Genomic DNA, 19,066 nt, shown 5'->3' with positions numbered 1-19,066 from the left:
CATGCAGAAAAAGGACGGTATGGTTTACGCGCCGGAAGCGCGCAAGACGAAGAAAGTGGTCGATGGCGAAGAGTTTCCGTTTGCTGCGGCATTCTTTGACCACGGCCACCTTTACGGGCAAATCAATGGATTGCTGGAAGCCGGCGCCAAGCTCTCTCTGATTTATGATACTGACGAGACACGGCTGCGTTCACTCAAGGAAAAGTTTCCAGAGGTACGGATAGCGAGGACTTTTGAGGAGGTTCTTCAAAGCGATGTGAGTATGGTGGCCTCTGCTGCAATCCCGTCGGAGCGGGCTCGGATTGGAATCGAGGTGATGAAGGCTGGAAAAGACTATTTTGTCGATAAGTGCCCGTTTGCCTCTATTGACCAGTTGGAGTCGGCACGCGCAACTGTCGAGCAGACAGGTCAAAAGTACCTCGTCTACTATTCAGAGCGCCTTCACGTGGAATCCGCTTGGTACGCCGATGAGTTGATTCAGGGAGGAGCGATTGGGGATATCGTTCACATGGAAATTTTTGGTCCCCACCGACTGAGCAAGGACAATCGGCCGGTGTGGTTCTTTGAAAAGACCCGCTACGGAGGAATTTTGACGGATATCGCCTCTCACCAGTTCGACCAGTTTCTTCATTATGCGCGTTGCGACGAAGGGGAGGTTGTCCATGCCGTGGTGGACAATCGCAGCCATCCGGATCGACCTGAATTCGAGGACGTTGGCCAGGCTTCGCTGATTTTGGCGAATGGTGTACAGTGCTTCTCACGGGTGAACTGGTATACCCCCGATGGAATGAGAGGGTGGGGTGATGGGCGAACCTTCATCACAGGAACAAAAGGCGTGATGGAGATACGAAAGTATTTCGACCTTGGTCGAGGCGATCAGGGCGACCTCATTTTTTTGGTCGATGGATCGGGAGAGCAAGTGCTCGACGTCGGAGGAAAAGTCGGTTTTCCCTTTTTTGGAGAGATGATCCTGGATTGCCTCAATCGAACGGAAAAGGCGATGACCCAGCACCACGCATTTCAGGCAGCGAGACTTTCGCTAGAGGCTCAGGCTTTGGCAGACGAAGCTCGGCGATAATGATCAGCCGAAGTGCCAACGAAATGCGAAGAAAACCGTGGCGCAATCAGTGCGAATGAGGATTGGTCGGGGAGACTGGATTCGAACCAGCGACCCTCTGCTCCCAAAGCAGATGCGCTACCAGACTGCGCTACACCCCGTTGCCAAAAAGGGGTAGACAACGGAAAATTGAGACTGTTGCAAGCGATTTAATGCTGGGATCCGCTTGGGATTACACTGTGCGCGAAAGAACCCAGGGGACTGGACCCTAAAAAGCCTACTCCATGGTCAGGTTGACCAGCCCGAGGTCGCATTCGATGTTGAATTCGACCATAGAACTCTTGGATACACCGACGTAGGTAAATACCGCGAAGACGTCCGCTGGTTTCTTCTGGAGGTTGTAGGTGGCTTCGTGGATATCGTCGACAACATAGTCGCTGCGGTCGGACACAATTGGACGCATTTTTTCATCGAAAAACTGGACGGAGTAGTTCCGGTCGGTGTTCCCCTGAGACATCCGGAAAGTCATGGCGAGCGGGTAAGGCGAGTTCTTTGGAATTTCTACTCCGGAAAGAAGTATCGGAAAGCTGTCTAGCTGCACTTCAAATCCCGGTTCGAGACGCAGCGGAATCGGACGGGATTGTTTCTCCTCTTCTTCGAGAATGACTCTGATCTGACCGCTGAATTCCGCTTCGGTCCCAAGAACATTTACATCGTAAGGACAAGCAATCTGGATGAGGGCAGTTCGGTCATCGAGAACTTCGGTAACGAGAACGGAAAGGTCACCTGCGGAATAGGAGATACCGGTAGTGGAGCCTTTGGGAATCACACGAAGGCGGACAGAATCTTCATCAATACCGCTGATCTGGCCTTCGTTGAAGGAGCATTTGAGGACAAAAATAATCTGCCGTGCACGAAAATCGTCCGAGTTGATCTCTTCGGTCAGGATGAAGTATTCGCTTCCCAGATGAAAACCGACGAGTTCAACGGTTGTGCCTATTGCAGGATTGGAAAAACTGGGCGAGAGGAGGAGGGCGCAGAGGAGTACCTTTTTCATGGGATCCTGACTATGGTTTGAATTCAACGTCTGGGCAACCCTTGAAAGATCTCTTAAGATAGGAGTTTCTCCTCGTGCAGAGTCTCCTTGCCGCAGGTGCAGTCGTTATCGCGCGGGACAACTGTTTACCAGTTTACTTTGAATATAAAAGGGACGAAAACTTATTGCAGTCACCAGGGAGGCGTAAAACTTCCGGTGTCCGCCTCTGGTCGGTAGAATCTGTTAGATTCGGTCGATTTTCCTATCAGATCCATCGTTAGGATTCGGCTGGTCAGAGACAGGTGCTACTCCTAGAAAGGGGTATGAGTAAGGATAAAGGCAGTTTGGACACCCGTGCGGTTCATGCCGGGGTCTATAAGGATGGGACCCACGGTTCGGTTACCACGCCCATCTATCCCTCTTCCACATTTGCCTTTCCCACTCCTGGTGAAACGCCGCACTTTGATTACGGGCGATGCAATCACCCCACACGGGACGCGTTGCAGGAAAATCTTGCCAGCCTTGAGGGTGGCCATCGAGCTTGGGCCTGCGTAAGTGGCATGGCGGCGATACAGGCCGTTCTTTATCTTCTGAGGTCAGGAGATCATGTGATTTGCGGGCGTGATGCTTACGCGGGAACTTTGCGGCTTTTCTTGCGGTTACTGAACCGCTTTGGGATCCATTTCTCTCTCGTGCCGATGGAAGACGATGAGGAAATCCGAGCTGCGGTCCGTCCGGAAACGCGGATGATTTGGATTGAGACTCCTACCAATCCGATGATGAGGATGGTCGACATCGCTGCGACGACAGCTCTGGCAAAGGAGAACGGGTTGATTTCCGTGGTGGACAACACGTTTCTTACGCCGGTTTTCCAGCGTCCTTTCGAGTTAGGCGCAGACATAATTGTGCATTCGACGACCAAGTATCTCAACGGGCACAGCGATGTTGTCGGGGGAGCGATCATTTGTCGGGATGAAACTTATGCTGAGGAGCTAGAGTTTATCGTTTCCTCGGCAGGCTTGGGGCAGGGGCCATTCGACGCATGGCTTGTGCTAAGGGGAATCAAGACCCTGGGAGCTCGAATGAGGGCCCATCAGGAAAATGCCAGCGAGATTGCTCGTTTTCTCTCGGAGAGAGAGGAAGTGGATCAAGTGTTCTATCCCGGCTTGCCCGGTTTTCCTTGGAAGAATCTCGTAAAGAGGCAGCAAACCGGACCGGGTGGAATGCTCTCGGTCACGCTAAATCCTAACTTGGTAGACCCTGTTCGTTTTGTTCAGGCGGTTCGAGTGTTCCAGCTGGCAGTCAGTCTCGGCGGTGTCGAGTCTTTGATCGAACTTCCCTATTCGATGAGCCACAAATCCCTTGAAGAGGAAGAGAAGAAGTCTGCCGGACTGGTTCCTGAGTTGGTTCGCCTGTCGCCTGGAATCGAGGCGATTGGAGATCTGCTGACGGACCTGGCTCAAGCCCTCGACGCAGCGCGTCAATGACAGAGAGTCGGAACACAGGCCGGAAGGATGTGCCGGAGGAGGAAAGGATCGACGTAGCCGACTATCTTCATCAGATCGAACGGCTGGCGCAGAAGTGTGGATTTGAGAGTTCTATTTTTGCCGAAATCAAGGGCTTTCGGCTTCCCGTGCTTTCGCGTGATCTTTCCAGAGAAAAGATACTGTACGTTTCCTCAGGTGTTCACGGGGATGAGCCGGCAGGGCCACTGGCGATCGAGGAAGTGTTGTCCGACGACGGATTCAACCGCGAAGTCGGTTGGGTGATCTTTCCGGTCATCAATCCGACTGGCCTAAGCCAAGCAACCCGGGAGACGGACGACGGTATTGATTTAAACCGTGACTACCTCCTCTTGGAGTCCGAGGAAGCGCGGGCTCACCGGCACTTTCTCAGTGCTTCTGGTTGGCACTTCTGGGCAGCACTGGGATTGCATGAAGACTGGGAGGCTTCTGCAGGTTACATTTACGAGCACAATACAGAAAATCGCCCGAATCCTCGCAACCATCTACTGGAGGGCTTAAGCAGTTCGGTCGGAATTGAATCTGGCGATACGATCGACGGTTGGGAGACTTATTGCCCGGGAGTCATTCACCCTTCGAGCGATCCCCAACTCCGTGAATACTGGCCGGAACAAGTTTATCTAATGAATCATCACACGGCTATGAGCTACACAATCGAGACCCCGAGTAGCCAGAAACTTGAGAACAGAGTCAGGGCCTTGGGTCTGTGCCTGCGGGCGTTTGGTTCTATCGATTCGTGGAAGGTGTAAGACACGTGACTGGCGCTTCCGACTTGCGACGAAGGATTTTTTTAGAGAATTGATCGAGATGAAAGAAGTCGACCAGAAGCCTTGGCGGATCGCGATAACGGGAGGAACAGGTCTCATCGGACGCGAGTTGCGCAAGGAATGGGAGGAAGCAGGGCACGAGGTTCTGACCGTGAGTCGAAAGGATGATGGAAACGGAATTTTCTGGGACCCGGAGAACGAGAAGATCGACATTGCTACCTTGGAGGGGCTGGACGCTGTTGTTCATCTAGCGGGTGAGCCTATCGCCCAGCGATGGACTGGCGAGGTGCGTGAGCGGATTTACTCGAGTCGGGTGAAGTCTACGCGTTTGCTAGTGCGTTCATTTGCGAAACTCAAGACACCACCAAGAGTCTTCTTATCTGCTTCCGGAATCAATTACTACCCCTCGACAGAGATGGGTGCGCGTCTCGACGAACAGGCAGACGTAGGCGATGATTTTCTCTCGCGGGTTTGCCTGCATTGGGAAGCGGAAGCTTCAAAGGCAAATCCACTGGTCAGCCGCGTGTGCCTTTTGAGAACGGCCGTTGTTCTTTCTCCTTTGGGCGGTGCGTTGGCCAAACTGTTGCCTGTATTCTCGAAAGGGCTAGGCGGACGAATCGGAACGGGTAAGCAGCCTTTCCCCTGGATCTCGATTGGGGACTACAAGAGGGTATGCAGCTACCTGTTGTTTGACTCGGAACTGACTGGGCCGATTAATGTGGTTGCTCCCAAAGCTGCAACCAACGAGAGCTTCACGAAAGCACTGGCGAAGGTGCTTGGAAAACCTGCGTCTCTTGCTGTTCCCAAAATGGCAATCCGCCTTGCTTTTGGAGAGATGGGGCGTTTGACGGTTATCGAAGGAGTGGATGCAGCTCCTGCAGCCCTGCTTTCAGACGGTTTCGAATTTCAGGACTCGGATTTGGAAGAAGCACTCGAAGATCTGCTAGCCTGATTTCAAATTACTCTGAGACCGGGCAAGTGGCTAGAGGTCCTCACATTCCTTTCCGCAACGCAGTGACGATGGTTTCAACATTAGATCTCATCATATCGACGTAGCCTGAACTCTCTGGAAGCCCGATGCCATCCGCATAGAGAGCTCCGCCTACTGGGAGTCCCGCTTCCTTTGCCAACGAGTGAATGAACTTCGGATTCATCCCTCGTTCCGTAAAAATAGCGGCAACATCATTTTCTTTCAGGTATCTCAGGATTTCGCCCAGCTCTCTTTGGGAGACCATTTGTTCATTTTGAAAACCTTTTGCGGCAACCGGGGTGAAATCATATTTTCGGCAGAAGTAGCCGAAGGCTAAATGGGGGGTGACGAGAATTCTCCTCTCCTTGGGGATGAAGGCAACCTGCTCTTCGATCCAGTCATCGAGAAGAGAGAGTTCATTTCGGTAGCTTTGCAAATTTCCCATGTAGAGGTCGCGATTTTGAGGATCGATGTAACTCATCACGTTCGCGAGCTCACGGGAAGCTTGCCTCATATTGTCTGGGTCGTGCCACCAGTGTGGATCGATGGTTCCTTCGTGATCATGGTGGTGATGGTCGGTCCCAAACTCCACCGGGTCTGTCCTGATGGAGTAGACTCTTCCTCCCGCTTCAAAGACAATCTGTTGGGGTGAGAGGTTGTCCTTCAATTCCTCGAGGTAATGGGACTCCATTCCCTTACCGGATGCGACCACTAATCTGGCAGAGCTTGCCTTCGCCAGAGTGCTGGGGCTTGGCGTGAAATCATGCGGATCATCCGACCTTCCGATCAACTCGATCACTTGGACTTTCTCTCCGCCAATTTGCGAGGCCATGTCTGCCAAGAGGGGATGAAGGGTGGCAATCTCAAGACCAAAGGAGGAAAGGTGCGTTCCTACGGTGAGCAATGCGGGGAGAAAGAAACGTTTTTGAATCTGGTTCACTGGTCTTCCTTACTTCAAAGTTCTTTGCGGTGAATGAAAATTGCGTACTACCGATGAAGCGATCTTGAACAGGGAAAGGGTGATAAATACTGCCCGGGCCATACGGTTTTACTCGAAGTGGGTAAACCCACCCTCCGAGAACACCGGTCTTCCATCAAGGTCAACGATGAGGTTTGAGGAAGAGCCTTTCTGGCTCGTCGCCTCTTCAAGTGTTCCTATTGCAGCTAAGGGTATCTTGAAATCTTCCTTCCAAGCCTCCTCAAACGCCACGTGATCGATTCCCGGTTTCGTAAAGAAGAGAAGTTCATAATCTTCACCGTCCGTGAACGCATGCCAAACTGCTGGTTTGCCTGTATCCTGGGCGGCTGCCCGCGCTTCGTCAGAGGTTGGAATGCATGAGAGGTCCAGTTTTGCCCGCAGTCCTTCTGGAAGCATTTTCGGAAGATCACTGGCGAGGCCGTCTGTTACGTCCATCATCGCAGTGACGGCTTCGTTTTTGCCGAGCCACTGGCCTTCTTTAAGCCGGGGCTGAAAACTGAGGTGGTGGCCAAGGATGCTTCCACCGAGAGATCCAGTCACCCAAACCCAAGATTCAGCGGAACCTCCTTTGCGGTAGATTGGCTTTTCAGCCTGACCGACTAGACTCAAAGTGGCGGTGAAAGTCCCTTCAGCACCCTGGGAAAGGTCGCCCCCGTTTATTTCACACTTTGTCAAAATCGCAGCATCTCTCAATCCGTGAAAGAATCCTTCAAGCCACTGAACGGAAAGGTCTGCCCCGCAAGTGATCGCTACCACCGAATGCAATGGGGATCCACCCATCGCGGCAATATCGCTTAAATTGCGTTTGAGCAATTTAGCCCCCGCCTGTGCAGGCGATGCGGTATCGTCGAAGTGGACTGTGTAGGTTAGGCTGTCAGTGGTCAGCAGAAGGCTTCGGCCACAAGGCACCTGAAGGACTGCTGTGTCGTCTCCAATACCTTGAGGAGATTCCGGACTAGCATCGGCCAACCACTCCTTGATGAAATGGACAAGTTGCTCCTCTCCGAATCTATCCACACGATCAAGCTGGGTCTGAGCAAAAGGATTCATAGGTCCTGCGGAAGGGCGATAAGGTTCAGAAACGAGAAGAGATTGAAAAACGCGTGGAACAGTATCGGGGTCCGAATATCCTTAGTGTCTTCGTAAACTTTGGCTAGAAGCAGCCCGATCATACAAAGCGGAAGGAAATTCTGCAAATTTGCGTGAATCAGGGAAAAGAGGATTGAAGAGACGATCAGTGACAATCTTGCAGGACCAATTTCACGGAGGAATCTGTAAAGGAATCCGCGAAAGACGAGTTCCTCTGAAATCGGTGCACCAATGACTACCATGAGTCCAAGAGTGAACATATATCCAACAGATTCAGCATTTGCGATCCACTCGGCTGCAACCTGTGGCGCCGGTTGAATTCCGATTCCCAACTGCTGGATTCCCCAAAGAAGCATCCCCCAAAAAACTGCAGTTAACCAAACAAGGGGCAAGTAGCGCAGAAACAGGTGCATAGACTGGCAAAAAGCGGGCCAGAACGGCAATCCATCCTGTCGAAAAAAACCAATGATCGACCACCCACGTTTGTGGACAAAGCCAAGAATAATGGCCACTAAGCCAACTTGCATCAAAAAGGTAGCGCCGATCGAAACATACTGATCATAATTGGTCCCCTCTTCCTTGATCAGGTCCACCAAGGTCATCCCTGCAAATGGAGCAAGAATTAGAAGAACGACTGCCAGGAAGAGGATGAGAAGGATGTCGGCTAGCGAAAAGGCCCACCTGTCCCAGCCATTTTGGTTTTGGTAGTGATTCTTGACCGGGCGCAAATAGGCAATGATCGCACCCAAAAAGATCAGGAGAAAGAGAATTGCGTTTATTGGGCTGATCGTAGCTTCACCTTCCATAAACCTTCCTGAATCCGGTGTTACCTTTCACAATCGGTTTGCGAGTACAGAGGATAGACATAGTCGAAAACGATTCGGAAATCATTTCCTGCCCTCAGAGGATCTTTCCGTCTTCGTAAACGATGCGTCCTTGAACTATCGTGGTCTCTACTTGGCCTCTGAGAGTTTGCCCGAGCCAGGGCGAGTTATCGCTCCGGCTTTGGAAACCGTCAATGGTAGGCGTCCATTCTTTCTCGCTATCAAAAATCGTGACATCAGCGTCGGCCCCTTCGGATAGTGTGCCTGCCTGTAGATCAAGTAAGCCCGCTGGTTTGCGGGTCATCAGGTCAATCACTTCTGAAAGAGAAAAACCGGAAGAGCGATGGAGTGTTTCGAGGCAGACGGGAAGGGAAGTTTCCAGACCCGTGATCCCAAAGGGCGCACTGTCCAACTCGACATCCTTCTCGTAATTTCGGTGGGGTGCATGATCGGTCGCAATACAGTCCAAAGTCCCGTCCCGAAGGCCCTCGATGAGAGCAAGCCGGTGATCTTCTGATCGCAGAGGAGGATTCATTTTAAAGACCGGATCGTAGCCTCCGAGATACTTGTCGGTCAGGGAGATATGATGGGGGCTCGCCTCGCCGCTTACTGCAACGCCTCTCTGTTTCGCCCGGCGCAAAAGAGAAACCGAACCTGCAGACGAAACATGCTGCATGTGAATGTGAGCACGAGTAAGCTCAGAAAGTATGATATTTCGGGAGACAATAATATCCTCTGCAGCAGCTGGCCATCCTTTGAGTCCGAGTCGGAGGGACCAGTCACCCTCGTGCATCACGGACCCTTCGGTGAGTGAGGTGTCTTGGCAATGGTCCATTACCGGTAGGTCAAACATTTCTGAGTAGGTCGCCACTTGCCGCATCAACGCATTGTTCTGAACGCATCTTCCGTCATCAGTGACCGCGACTACCCCTGCCTTTTTCAGTGAACCGATTGGCGCGAGAGAATCTCCTTCCATTCCCTTGGTCAGGCATCCGGTAGTGTGGACTTTAACTACAGCATTCTCGGCGATGGCGTTATTGATGTATCGAATCGTCGCCGGATTGTCGCAGGGTGGTGAGGTATTGGGCATACACACGACAGTAGTAAATCCACCTGCCGCAGCGGCTCTTGTGCCCGAACCCACATCTTCCTTGTGAGTCTGTCCAGGTTCCCGAAAGTGAACATGTATGTCCACGAGTCCTGGGGACACTACTTTGCCCTTCGCATCGATGACGCGGGCCTTGTCGCGGGCAAACGGGGTTGAAACCACTCCGTCGCGCAAAAAAAGGTCTCCGACCTCGTCACGATTTGATGAGGGATCCACGATTCTCCCCCCTTCGATAATGAGCGGTTCCACGCTCATAAAACTGCCTCCCGTTTCTGCCATTCGTCGGCACTTGCGCACAGATAGAGGACTGCCATTCTCACGGCGATTCCGTTGGTTACCTGATCCAGGATTACCGAGCGGGACGAATCCGCCAGATCGGAATCGATTTCTACCCCTCGATTCAGGGGCCCCGGATGCATGATAACAGCCTCGGGCTTTAGCCATGAAGTGCGCTCGCGATTCAAGCCGAAGAGACTGGTATATTCTCCAAGAGAAGGGAAGTGCATCTGCGATTGGCGTTCGTGCTGTATCCGTAAAAGCATGACAGCATCAGCATCAGTCAGGGCTGATCGAAGATCATGGCTCACCTCTGCGCCCATCGATTCGAAGGTGCCGGGAACAAGGGTAGAGGGACCAACCAATGTCACGTGAGCTCCAAGTTTGCGGAGCGCCCAGATGTTAGATCGTGCGACACGGCTAAAGAGAATGTCGCCGAGGATCGCTACCTTCTTCCCTTCCAGTGATCCAATTTTTTCTCTAAGCGTAAAACAATCGAGTAACGCTTGGGTAGGGTGCTCATGAGCGCCATCTCCAGCGTTGACCACAGGGATGTCCACCAACTGGCTCAGATAGAGAGGTGATCCGGGAGCTGAATGCCGAATCACGATCATGTCTGCCTTGAGGGCTTCGATGTTTTGAGCAGTATCACGAAGAGTTTCGCCTTTAGTGATACTACTGGAGGATCCGGAAACCGTCAGGACGTCGGCACTCAATCGGTTCGCGGCAACCTCGAAAGCGACACGTGTGCGGGTGCTCGGTTCCAAAAACAGGTTTGCCACGACTTTGCCGCGAAGGGATGGGAGCTTCTTCACACTCCGGCCCATCGTTTTCTTGAATGAGACCGCTGTGTCGAGGATGAAGGTCACCTCTTCCGGGGTGAGATTCTCGATACCGATCAGGTTACGGCGAGTCCATTCGTATTCGGATTTCATCGAGGATGGAGCTCAATCTGGTGGCGGGAAGGGTCTTCCTCGTTGATCTGAACTACCAGAGATCGATCATCGGCAACCGAAATCTTTTTGGCGAGAAAATCGGGCTGAACCGGGATGTTTCGCCCGCCTCGATCGAAGAGGATGGCGAGTCGGATACTGTCTGGGCGACCCTGATCAAAAATTTCGTTCATTGAGGCCCGAATCGTTCTTCCTGAAGCGATCACATCGTCGACGAGGAGAATGGGCCTTCCATCGATGTTTACTGGAATCTCCGTCGATTGAACCACCATTGGTATCGGTCTGCGGCCAATATCATCCCGGTGGAAGGAGGTTTCTATGATCCCGTATGGAAATGAGTTTCCAGTCTGTTTTTCAAGGAGAAGACGGACAAGATTGCCAAGCGCGATTCCACCGTCTGCAATTCCGATGACCACAAGGTCGGGATCGACCTCTCCGTGTGCCAAGATCTGATTGGCTAAATCAGAAACCAGAGAAAATACCTCCTCGCCCCGGTGTACTATTTCGACGGCTGGAGTGTTTTCCTCAAATGCAGCTGGCACGGTCCTTATAGATGAGGAGCCGAAGCAGCTTGTCGAGTCTCGTCTTGGAGGAGGTGGACTCCAAGTGGCTCTCAAGGCCAGTCATCTCCCGTAGACTGCCTGCGAAATTCGCTCAATCGCTTCGTTCTCTTCCACCCTCTCCTGTTCGCAAGTGTCTCGATCCCGAATGGTAACCAATCCATCTTTCTCGATCGTGTCGAAGTCGATGGTCAGACAGAAAGGCGTGCCCGCCTCGTCTTGACGCCGGTAGCGCCGTCCGATGGCACCTGCAGCATCGAAGTAAACGGGAAAACGCCTTTGGAGCCGTTCATAGAGACCGCGAGCTTTAGCGACAATTTCCGGCTTATTCTTAACCAGGGGAAGAATCGCAGCTTTGATCGGTGCGAGTCGCGGATGGAACTTCAACACGGTTCTCTTTTCTCCGCCAACTTCGTCGATCGTGTAGGCGGAACAAAGAACTGCGAGGAAAATACGGTCCACTCCGACGGCAGGTTCAATGACATGAGGAATATATTTCTCCTTTCGAGCTTCGTCGAAATACTCCATCGATTTGCCGGAGTGCTCCTGATGCTGGGTGAGATCGAAGTTTCCGCGAGCGGCGATACCCCACAGTTCCTGAACGCCGAACGGAAATTCGAAAGTGAGATCGGTGCAGGCTCTGGAGTAGTGGGCCAGCTTCTCTTTCGGGTGAACGTCTTCGCCGATCTTTTCGGCTGTCAGGCCAATGGAAAGTAGCCACTCGCGGCACCAATCGATCCATTCCCGATGGACTTTGGGCCATTCCTCTTCGTCGGGAGAAATAAAGTATTCCATCTCCATCTGTTCAAACTCCCGAGAGCGGAAAATGAAGTTACGCGGCGTAATTTCGTTTCGAAAGGATCGTCCTACTTGAGCGATTCCGAAGGGCACTTTAACACGACCGGTATCTACGACATTTTTGAATTCCACGAAGATTCCCTGTGCTGTCTCCGGGCGAAGATAGGCGCGCGACGAATCATCGCGAATTGCGCCGACGTTCGTCTCGAACATGAGGTTAAAATCCCTCGGCGGTGTTAGGCTGCCCGGTTTTCCCGTCGCAGGTGATGGGATTAAATCGTATTCGGCAGGATCTGCTTCCGTGTAAGGTTTTAAAGAAAGTGGAGCAAGCTCACCTGCTTTAGAGAGTTTTCGTTTCAACTCATTCGCTTTCTGTCCCGCTTCATCTGCCATTCCAGCGTCTTCCAACACCGACACGTAACCGATGGTTTCCCCTTCGACCAAGACGGGCGCAAAGAAGAATTGGTCCGCGCGAAATCGCATTTTGGTTTCTTTGCAGTCCACCATCGGATCGGAGAATCCATCCACATGGCCAGACGCCTGCCAGACTCTTGGGTGCATGATGATCGAACAATCGACTCCAACGATATCGTCGCGGCGGTGAACCATATCCTGCCACCATGCATCCTTGATATTCTTCCGGAGTTCGACGCCCATGGGTCCATAGTCAAAAAAGCCGTTGATACCGCCGTAGATCTCGGAAGATTGGAAAACGAATCCGCGACGCCTACAGAGGGCGATGATCTCGTCCATAGTAACGCTAGTAAATGGCGTGGAGTTTGGTTCTGACATAAAGGCTTAGTAAGCCGAACCCATGAGGAGGCTTCAAGCTCTGGCTTAGACGAAACTCCTCATTTTTTCTTCCTTTGTGAATCAACGTCAAAAGAGGAGAGAACTTCCAATAGGACGGGTGTAACTAAAAGCGCGGGGTATCGGGCTAATGATACTGATGCGGACTCAAGTCCGCGCTCCTCAAGACCATCACGATGGAGAGCGGACTTGAGTCCGCACCAGTGGAGTAGTGTGTTTTCCATACTACCCCGTGGGTTTAGTTACACCCAGTAGGACATTTTGAGAAAAAACCACTGGTAAGAGATCTTGGGAGAAGGTAAAACTTTGCGCGGATACTTCGTGGTAAAATGTGATTAGAAATATGACGTCTTCTCAGGACGACTTTCCTTCCGAAGGGCAGGGACTAAATGAAAGCAGTGTGTTCATCCACGACCTCAAAAATATCTTAACTGGGGCTCTTGGACATCTATCGCTGGCACGTCGCCGGGCGGAAGGTAATGTTCCAGTAATCGAGTCTTTGGGTGCAGTGGAAAACATCCTACAAGGTGCCTCGAGTTTGGCTGAAATGGCATTGCGGCCAAATGAGAGACACGTACCTCAGGATTTGTCGGTTCTCGATGTAGTTGGAACTTCGATTGGCATTTGCATTCCTCCGGAGGGTTTTTCGTTGCGTCTTACTTACGAGGACAAGCTGCCACTGGTTCGTGCTGAAGTGGTTCCTTTGCGGCAGTTGTTCAACAATCTTTTCACAAATGCCGTCCAGTCTATGCCGGGCGGTGGAAGTATCCGGGTGCATTTTGAGAGGGAGGGACCTAACCGACGGAAGGACGATGCGACGATTTTGCGGGTCACGATTGAGGACGATGGGCCGGGAATCTCAGAAGAAATCGCTTCGCGCATTTTCGAACCTGGGTTTTCGACCCGAAAGAAAGGTTCTGGGATTGGGCTTTCGTCTGCCAGGAAATGGCTGGATCGAATCGGAGGTGAGATCACTTTGAATTCGGGAGAAGGCGGAGGGACCACTTTTCTCGTGCGGCTTCCGGGTTTGGAGAAGATCGATCCGCGCTCCCGCCTACCTAGGAGTCTTGGCCATGGTGCTGCCGGGCGTGCACTGGTTCTCGATGATGATCCATTGGTCCTGCAGATCGTCGAGGAAATGTTGGACTATTTGGGCTGGGAGGTTTCGGCGACTGTCGATGGGCGGGAAACCATTCGTCTTTTTGAAGAATCGGTGAAAGAGGGAGACCCGTTTTCTCTCGTCGTTCTCGACCTTCGCGTTCCCGGTGGCCTTGGCGGAGTGGAAACCGCAGTAGAAATCCGTAAGTTTGAGACTGGAGCAAAGCTGTTCATCAGCTCGGGGGAGGACACCGCGAAGGTCATGAATCACCCGGAAGAGTTCGGATTCACGGGAAGGTTGAAAAAACCTTTTTCGTTAGAGGAGCTTTCTCGGGCGACTGCAGAGGAGTAGGCTGGTTTAGCTTTTTTGGCAGCTAAGCATTCCTGTCTTTGCATTTTTCAAAAAAACCGAAGAATACGGACATGCTTTCAACTGAAGAGATCAAACGCCGCATCCCCCACCGTCCGCCTTTTTTATTTATAGACGAGATTGTTGGCATTGAAGAAGGAAAGATCATTGCCGAACGAGAGATCCGTGCTGAGGAGCCACACTTCGCCGGCCATTATCCGGGAAACCCAATCATGCCCGGTGTTTTGATTTGCGAAGCTTCCTTTCAGGCTGCGGCCGTTTTGCTGGTTCACCGCCTTGAGGAGAGTGGTCAAGATATCGAAGGGAAGACGCCAGTGCTCTCGAGGATCACCGACGCGCGGTTCAAGTCGATGGTGAAACCGGGAGACCGTATTCGAATAACTGTCACACACAAGGAGACGGTCTCTCGCTTTGAATTTTTGAGCGCGGTGATCGAAAATGCTGCCCGGAAGGCGGCCACCTTGTCTTTTGCACTAGCATTGATTGACGAATAGTCGATTCGAGATCCCTAGTATAGTTTTTAAGTAATTATTGGTGAATAGCTTACGAATTCATTGAACATGGCTTTAGTCTGCTCGTGGCTCTGGCGAATCTGAGTTGCAAAACTGTCTCAATTGGGTCAGGTTTCAGGGTTCTCATGATACACACACCCAAAAGTCTTTTCGAAAAAGTGTGGGACGCCCACGAGGTTGGTAAACTTTCCGACGGACGCTCCCAACTTCTCATCGGCACCCACTTGATCCACGAGGTCACAAGTCCTCAGGCCTTCGGCATGCTCAAGGATCTTGACCTCCCCGTCCGCTACCCACACCGCACATTCGCAACTGTGGATCATATCGTTCCCACTGATGAACGAATGGAACCCTATTCCGACGATCTCGCTGATGCGATGATAAAGGAGCTGCGGAAGAACTGTCGTGAGAACAACATTACTTTCTTTGATACGGATTCTGGCAAACAGGGTATCGTTCACATTATAGGTCCAGAGCAGGGAATCACTCAGCCGGGAATGACGATTGCCTGTGGGGATTCGCATACGTCGACCCACGGTGCTTTCGGAGCGATCGCATTTGGAATCGGAACAAGCCAAGTGCGTGACGTTCTGGCTACCCAGACCCTTGCCATGTCCAAGCTGAAAGTGCGCCGGATCAACGTTGATGGTCAACTTTCCCCCGGGGTTTACGCGAAGGACGTGATCTTGCACATCATCCGCATTCTAGGAGTGAATGGGGGAATTGGCTTCGCCTACGAATACGGTGGAGATGTCTTTGATAACTTTACTCAGGAAGAGCGAATGACGGTTTGCAACATGTCGATCGAGGGCGGTGCTCGATGCGGATATGTAAATCCGGATGAGACTACTTTCGAGTACCTGAAGGGCCGGCCCTACGCCCCTAAGGATTGGGAGTCCGCAGTCGAGCGTTGGAAGTCGGTTCGTTCTGATCCAGACTGTGTTTACGACGATGTCGTCAATATTCGTGGTGAAGATATTTTGCCAACCGTGACTTGGGGAATCACTCCGGGGCAGGCGATTTTCGTGGATCAGAATATTCCAATTCCATCAGAGCTTCCCGAAAAAGACCGTGGCACGGCCGAAGAAGCTATTGAGCACATGTCACTGGTGCCCGGTGCGCCGATTGCGGGAACTCCTATCGACGTGGCTTTCCTCGGTAGCTGCACCAACGGACGGTTGTCAGATTTGGAGGAAGCGGCCCATTACCTGAAAGGCCGAAAAGTCGCTAAAGGGGTGAAGGCGATCGTTGTTCCCGGCTCGCAGGTGGTAGCCTCGATCGCCGAGAAGAAGGGACTCAACAAAATCTTTTCAGACGCAGGTTTCGAATGGAGAGGGGCAGGGTGTTCTATGTGCTTGGCTATGAACCCCGATAAGCTGATTGGGAATCAACTGTGCGCGAGCTCCAGCAATCGTAACTTCAAGGGAAGGCAGGGAAGTCCGACCGGGAGAACCATGCTCATGAGCCCAATAATGGTAATCGCAGCAGCAGTAACTGGAGAGATTACTGACGCTCGAGAGCTATTTGAAATCAGTCAGTCAGCAGCTTAGGAGGATAAGAAGATGGCACTAGAAAAAATTTCCAAAATCCACGGGTTGGGCGTTCACGTCATGGGTGACGATATTGATACGGACCGGATCATTCCGGCTCGCTTCATGAAGTGCGTTACTTTTGACGGTCTTGGAGACTACGCGTTCTATGATGTTCGAAAACATGAGGATGGTAGGGACAAAGACCACATATTGAACGATGAACGCTACGGGGATGCATCCATCCTCGTCTCTGGGGCGAACTTTGGGTGTGGGAGCTCCCGTGAACACGCTCCGCAGTCGCTCTATCGCTTTGGTTTTCGGGGCGTATTGGCAGAGAGTTTTGCGGAAATTTTCTTTGGAAATTCAATTACGCTCGGAATGCCATGTATGACGCTCAATAGGGCGGGTCTCTTCGAGATTTCGGAAATGCTTGAAAAAGATCATCAGACTCCAATCACCCTTCACGTGGAAAACCTAACGGTTCATGCGGGTGACAAGGTGTACGATGGGCATATCCCCGCGTCGGCTCGAGATGGATTGATTGAAGGCCGATGGGATGCGATTGCAGAGCTTCTCGAGAACGAGAAGGGAGTCGACGCAGTCGCTGAGGCATTACCTTACGTTTAGTGGCTGGAGGTAAACTATCCCGGTTCCGGGATAGTGAACTTTGAACGCTAAACGTCTATTGTTGAAAGACAGGAACCGAAAAACGAGGAACCGATCGACCGAGGGGCCAGTCTCCACTGTTTCCCATTGACGGTAGCCGTGTGAAATCGATGATCGCTGTCGGATGCTATCGTTCCTCCAAGAAGCTGGTTACTTTCTTTATCCTCTCGGCGCCTTTTCCATTCTGGCGGGTGTTATTATCGTCGAGAGGTTAATTGTCCTCCGGGAAGCTGCGGTTGTTCCGAGCTATCAGAAGGCCTCGCTCTTTGAGGGGAAATTGCCGGAGCTTCGGGAAAATGATCGGTCAATCGCTGCGGAGCTGGTTCGGTTTTATCTGAAACATTCGCCGACTCCAGAGACCTTCCAAGCTTTCGCCAAGCTGCAGGTCACCCGTTTGGAGCGTGGGCTTTTCATCCTCGACTTCGTGGTTAGCGCGGCTCCTTTAGTCGGCCTTCTTGGCACGGTTACTGGATTGGTGGAGGTATTTGCGACGTTTTCGGAGCAGCCAGGGATCCCCAACCCAGAGCAGTTCGTGGCGGGAATCTCCTTGGCCTTAACGACGACTATCCTTGGGCTTGCTATTGCAATCCCTGCTCTAGTGGCTTCGGCGTATTTCAATCGTCGCGTGGATACCCATGCAGCGCGTCTCGAAGTTGTCGTCGAGCATCTGGTTGCGAAGCCGTCTTCGGGAGAGGTTCAATGAGCCTTCGTTCCCGCACAAGGAAGCGAAGGGCCGAGATCAACATCGTTCCTTTGGTCGACGTTCTGATGGTCTTAATCTTCTTTTTCCTAATGACTATGCAGTTTAGGGATCAAAAGGTGCTTAACCTCGAGCTTCCTGAGATTGAGACCGCTGGAACGAGCGAATCTCGTGGTGACCTGCGTTTAGTGGTCGACCAAAACGGTGATTTCTTCCTCAACGAGCAGGCGGTCGATGCTGACAGTTTGCAAACTGCCCTACGGTTGGCTGGTCAGGCTAATCCTGACCGAAAAGTCCTGCTGGCAGCACATGAGGAAACGCCGCTGCGGATCGTTACCCAGGTCATGGATTGGTCGCGTCAAGCCAACCTGAACGCGATACGAATTCAATCGCGGGAGACAGAGTAGGAGATGGAGGTAGGAACAAGGATGGCTGGCGTCGAACGTCGACTTTTGAACGTTGAGCGTCGAGGTGGTGTTGGAAGTTGGATGTTGGAAGTTCGAAGTTTGACGTTGTTTCGGTGGTTTTTTCTTTTGATTTTCCTTGGGTTCATCCCGCTCCATGGCCAGGACGATCCTTTGCAGAACCTGTCCCTTTCCACTATTCTTTCGTTTGAATCCGAGTATGTATTCCGAGGGGAGAAACAGGGAGACGAGTCGTTTCAACCCAGTCTTGAAGCAGGGCACCCTCTTGGTTCCGGAGATGTCTATATTGGAGTTTGGGCCAGCCAGGATATTGGAGGAGATGCCTCTGATGAGGTGAATATTTACGCCGGATACAGTGTGCCGCTTTCACCGATTTTTGCAGCTACGGCGGGATTCACCTACTACTGGTATCCAGATGAGGGTGCGACTCCGAATCGTGAGAAGGAGCCTTTCCTCGGGGTCTTTGCAGATTTACCCCTGCAACCCGGTTTGTTTGCCTTTTATAACTTCACCTTTGAGCAGTTTCTCGTCGAGGCATCCTTGTCCCATCGAGTGAAGGTTGCGGAAAGGAGTTTTCTCAGGGGAGGATTGTATGCGGGTGCCGCACAGGAGAATGATGCCAATAGCGATCAGGTTCCGGGAGAGCCGAGAAACAGTTACGTGTATTTTTTGACCTATTTAGATCTGATCTATGAAATCAACGTGGCCTCCAGCGCCTCGTTGGGAGTGCGTTACTCAGGACGGGAAGACAGCGGATACACTGATTTCTTGTATTGGGGTGCTTCGGTCAGCTTTGGGTTTTGAGAGTATCCCACCCTTGAGCACTTAGCGACGCGGTTGCTTATAAGGCCAACCACCGAGGACTGTTGGCGCGGCTCTTTTCTCGAGGGATGAACCCTCTTCTACAGAGTCATTTTGTAGGATGAGGCTTTACGCCTCGATCACCTAGAATTTCAGACGGACTCCATCGTCGATGAATAAGACCCTGTCCCGCTCGTAACGGAGGATTAAAT

19 protein-coding genes and 1 tRNA gene are annotated in these 19,066 nt (G+C 51.9%); 11 read left to right on the top strand and 9 right to left on the bottom strand.

The annotated features are described in order from the left end of the window. The first annotated feature begins 1 nt into the window (after position 1). On the top strand, positions 2 to 1,078 hold the full coding sequence (locus AAGJ81_05600) for a Gfo/Idh/MocA family oxidoreductase (GenBank protein MEM0965604.1): 1,077 nt from the start codon (positions 2 to 4) through the stop codon (positions 1,076 to 1,078). Positions 1,079 to 1,141: 63 nt separating this feature from the next. On the opposite strand, the gene AAGJ81_05595 is transcribed toward AAGJ81_05600, so the two are convergent. Further along, positions 1,142 to 1,218 (bottom strand) — tRNA-Pro (locus AAGJ81_05595). A 116-nt stretch (positions 1,219 to 1,334) separates the two neighbouring features. Next, positions 1,335 to 2,114 (bottom strand): hypothetical protein, encoded by a 780-nt coding sequence (locus tag AAGJ81_05590; protein ID MEM0965603.1) that lies wholly within the window; start codon positions 2,112 to 2,114, stop codon positions 1,335 to 1,337. Positions 2,115 to 2,416: 302 nt separating this feature from the next. On the opposite strand from AAGJ81_05590, the gene AAGJ81_05585 reads away from it, so the two are divergent. Genes AAGJ81_05585 through AAGJ81_05575 form a run of 3 tightly spaced genes read left to right on the top strand, consistent with a single transcriptional unit; the run spans position 2,417 to position 5,335 of the window. After that, the gene (locus AAGJ81_05585) at positions 2,417 to 3,580 is read left to right on the top strand and encodes a PLP-dependent aspartate aminotransferase family protein (protein ID MEM0965602.1); all 1,164 of its coding nucleotides are present in this window, start codon (positions 2,417 to 2,419) and stop codon (positions 3,578 to 3,580) included. Next, positions 3,577 to 4,365, top strand: a complete 789-nt coding sequence (locus AAGJ81_05580) for a DUF2817 domain-containing protein (GenBank protein ID MEM0965601.1) — start codon at positions 3,577 to 3,579, stop codon at positions 4,363 to 4,365. Before AAGJ81_05585 ends, AAGJ81_05580 begins: the two co-directional genes overlap by 4 nt. Before the next feature lie 58 nt (positions 4,366 to 4,423). Next, a complete protein-coding gene (locus tag AAGJ81_05575) occupies positions 4,424 to 5,335 on the top strand; it encodes a TIGR01777 family oxidoreductase (protein ID MEM0965600.1) in 912 nt (303 codons plus the stop codon). Between the two features lie 40 nt (positions 5,336 to 5,375). Here the strand turns inward: AAGJ81_05575 and AAGJ81_05570 are convergent, their stop codons facing one another. The 7 genes from AAGJ81_05570 to AAGJ81_05540 all read right to left on the bottom strand — a co-directional run bounded on the left by AAGJ81_05570 (position 5,376) and on the right by AAGJ81_05540 (position 12,732). Then, on the bottom strand, positions 5,376 to 6,293 hold the full coding sequence (locus AAGJ81_05570) for a metal ABC transporter substrate-binding protein (GenBank protein ID MEM0965599.1): 918 nt from the start codon (positions 6,291 to 6,293) through the stop codon (positions 5,376 to 5,378). A gap of 108 nt (positions 6,294 to 6,401) precedes the next feature. Continuing rightward, a complete protein-coding gene (locus AAGJ81_05565) occupies positions 6,402 to 7,382 on the bottom strand; it encodes a thiamine-phosphate kinase (GenBank protein MEM0965598.1) in 981 nt (326 codons plus the stop codon). Continuing rightward, positions 7,379 to 8,227, bottom strand: coding sequence for a CPBP family intramembrane glutamic endopeptidase (locus tag AAGJ81_05560; GenBank protein MEM0965597.1), 849 nt, complete (start codon positions 8,225 to 8,227; stop codon positions 7,379 to 7,381). Before AAGJ81_05560 ends, AAGJ81_05565 begins: the two co-directional genes overlap by 4 nt. 94 nt (positions 8,228 to 8,321) lie before the next feature. Beyond that, complete coding sequence (locus tag AAGJ81_05555; protein MEM0965596.1) at positions 8,322 to 9,608, bottom strand: dihydroorotase; 1,287 nt, start codon at positions 9,606 to 9,608, stop codon at positions 8,322 to 8,324. Continuing rightward, a complete protein-coding gene (locus AAGJ81_05550; GenBank protein ID MEM0965595.1) occupies positions 9,605 to 10,564 on the bottom strand; it encodes an aspartate carbamoyltransferase catalytic subunit in 960 nt (319 codons plus the stop codon). The genes AAGJ81_05555 and AAGJ81_05550 overlap by 4 nt, the downstream gene beginning before the upstream one ends. Beyond that, the gene (pyrR, locus tag AAGJ81_05545) at positions 10,561 to 11,124 is read right to left on the bottom strand and encodes a bifunctional pyr operon transcriptional regulator/uracil phosphoribosyltransferase PyrR (protein MEM0965594.1); all 564 of its coding nucleotides are present in this window, start codon (positions 11,122 to 11,124) and stop codon (positions 10,561 to 10,563) included. The genes AAGJ81_05550 and pyrR overlap by 4 nt, the downstream gene beginning before the upstream one ends. 81 nt (positions 11,125 to 11,205) lie before the next feature. Further along, entirely contained in the window at positions 11,206 to 12,732 is a 1,527-nt protein-coding gene (locus AAGJ81_05540; protein MEM0965593.1) for a glycine--tRNA ligase, read from the bottom strand. A gap of 361 nt (positions 12,733 to 13,093) precedes the next feature. Between AAGJ81_05540 and AAGJ81_05535 the strand changes: the two genes are divergently transcribed. From AAGJ81_05535 to AAGJ81_05505, 7 genes are all read left to right on the top strand, one after another. Next, positions 13,094 to 14,200 (top strand): hybrid sensor histidine kinase/response regulator, encoded by a 1,107-nt coding sequence (locus tag AAGJ81_05535; protein MEM0965592.1) that lies wholly within the window; start codon positions 13,094 to 13,096, stop codon positions 14,198 to 14,200. A 71-nt stretch (positions 14,201 to 14,271) separates the two neighbouring features. Further along, positions 14,272 to 14,712 carry a 3-hydroxyacyl-ACP dehydratase FabZ family protein gene (locus tag AAGJ81_05530; protein ID MEM0965591.1) on the top strand — a complete coding sequence of 147 codons (441 nt, stop codon included), beginning with the start codon at positions 14,272 to 14,274 and terminating at the stop codon, positions 14,710 to 14,712. Between the two features lie 143 nt (positions 14,713 to 14,855). Further along, positions 14,856 to 16,280 (top strand): 3-isopropylmalate dehydratase large subunit, encoded by a 1,425-nt coding sequence (gene leuC / locus AAGJ81_05525; protein ID MEM0965590.1) that lies wholly within the window; start codon positions 14,856 to 14,858, stop codon positions 16,278 to 16,280. A 12-nt stretch (positions 16,281 to 16,292) separates the two neighbouring features. Beyond that, on the top strand, positions 16,293 to 16,889 hold the full coding sequence (gene leuD / locus AAGJ81_05520) for a 3-isopropylmalate dehydratase small subunit (protein MEM0965589.1): 597 nt from the start codon (positions 16,293 to 16,295) through the stop codon (positions 16,887 to 16,889). Between the two features lie 163 nt (positions 16,890 to 17,052). Continuing rightward, complete coding sequence (locus tag AAGJ81_05515) at positions 17,053 to 17,631, top strand: MotA/TolQ/ExbB proton channel family protein (protein ID MEM0965588.1); 579 nt, start codon at positions 17,053 to 17,055, stop codon at positions 17,629 to 17,631. Further along, positions 17,628 to 18,035, top strand: a complete 408-nt coding sequence (locus AAGJ81_05510; GenBank protein MEM0965587.1) for a biopolymer transporter ExbD — start codon at positions 17,628 to 17,630, stop codon at positions 18,033 to 18,035. The genes AAGJ81_05515 and AAGJ81_05510 overlap by 4 nt, the downstream gene beginning before the upstream one ends. Before the next feature lie 21 nt (positions 18,036 to 18,056). Next, a complete protein-coding gene (locus tag AAGJ81_05505; protein ID MEM0965586.1) occupies positions 18,057 to 18,857 on the top strand; it encodes a TorF family putative porin in 801 nt (266 codons plus the stop codon). Positions 18,858 to 19,066 lie beyond the last annotated feature (209 nt).

This window comes from Verrucomicrobiota bacterium (assembly GCA_038744685.1).
In the GTDB taxonomy this organism is placed as follows: domain Bacteria; phylum Verrucomicrobiota; class Verrucomicrobiia; order Opitutales; family Puniceicoccaceae; genus Puniceicoccus.
The sequence above is the reverse complement of the archived record's forward strand: the minus strand, read 5'-3'. Positions and strand labels throughout refer to the sequence as shown.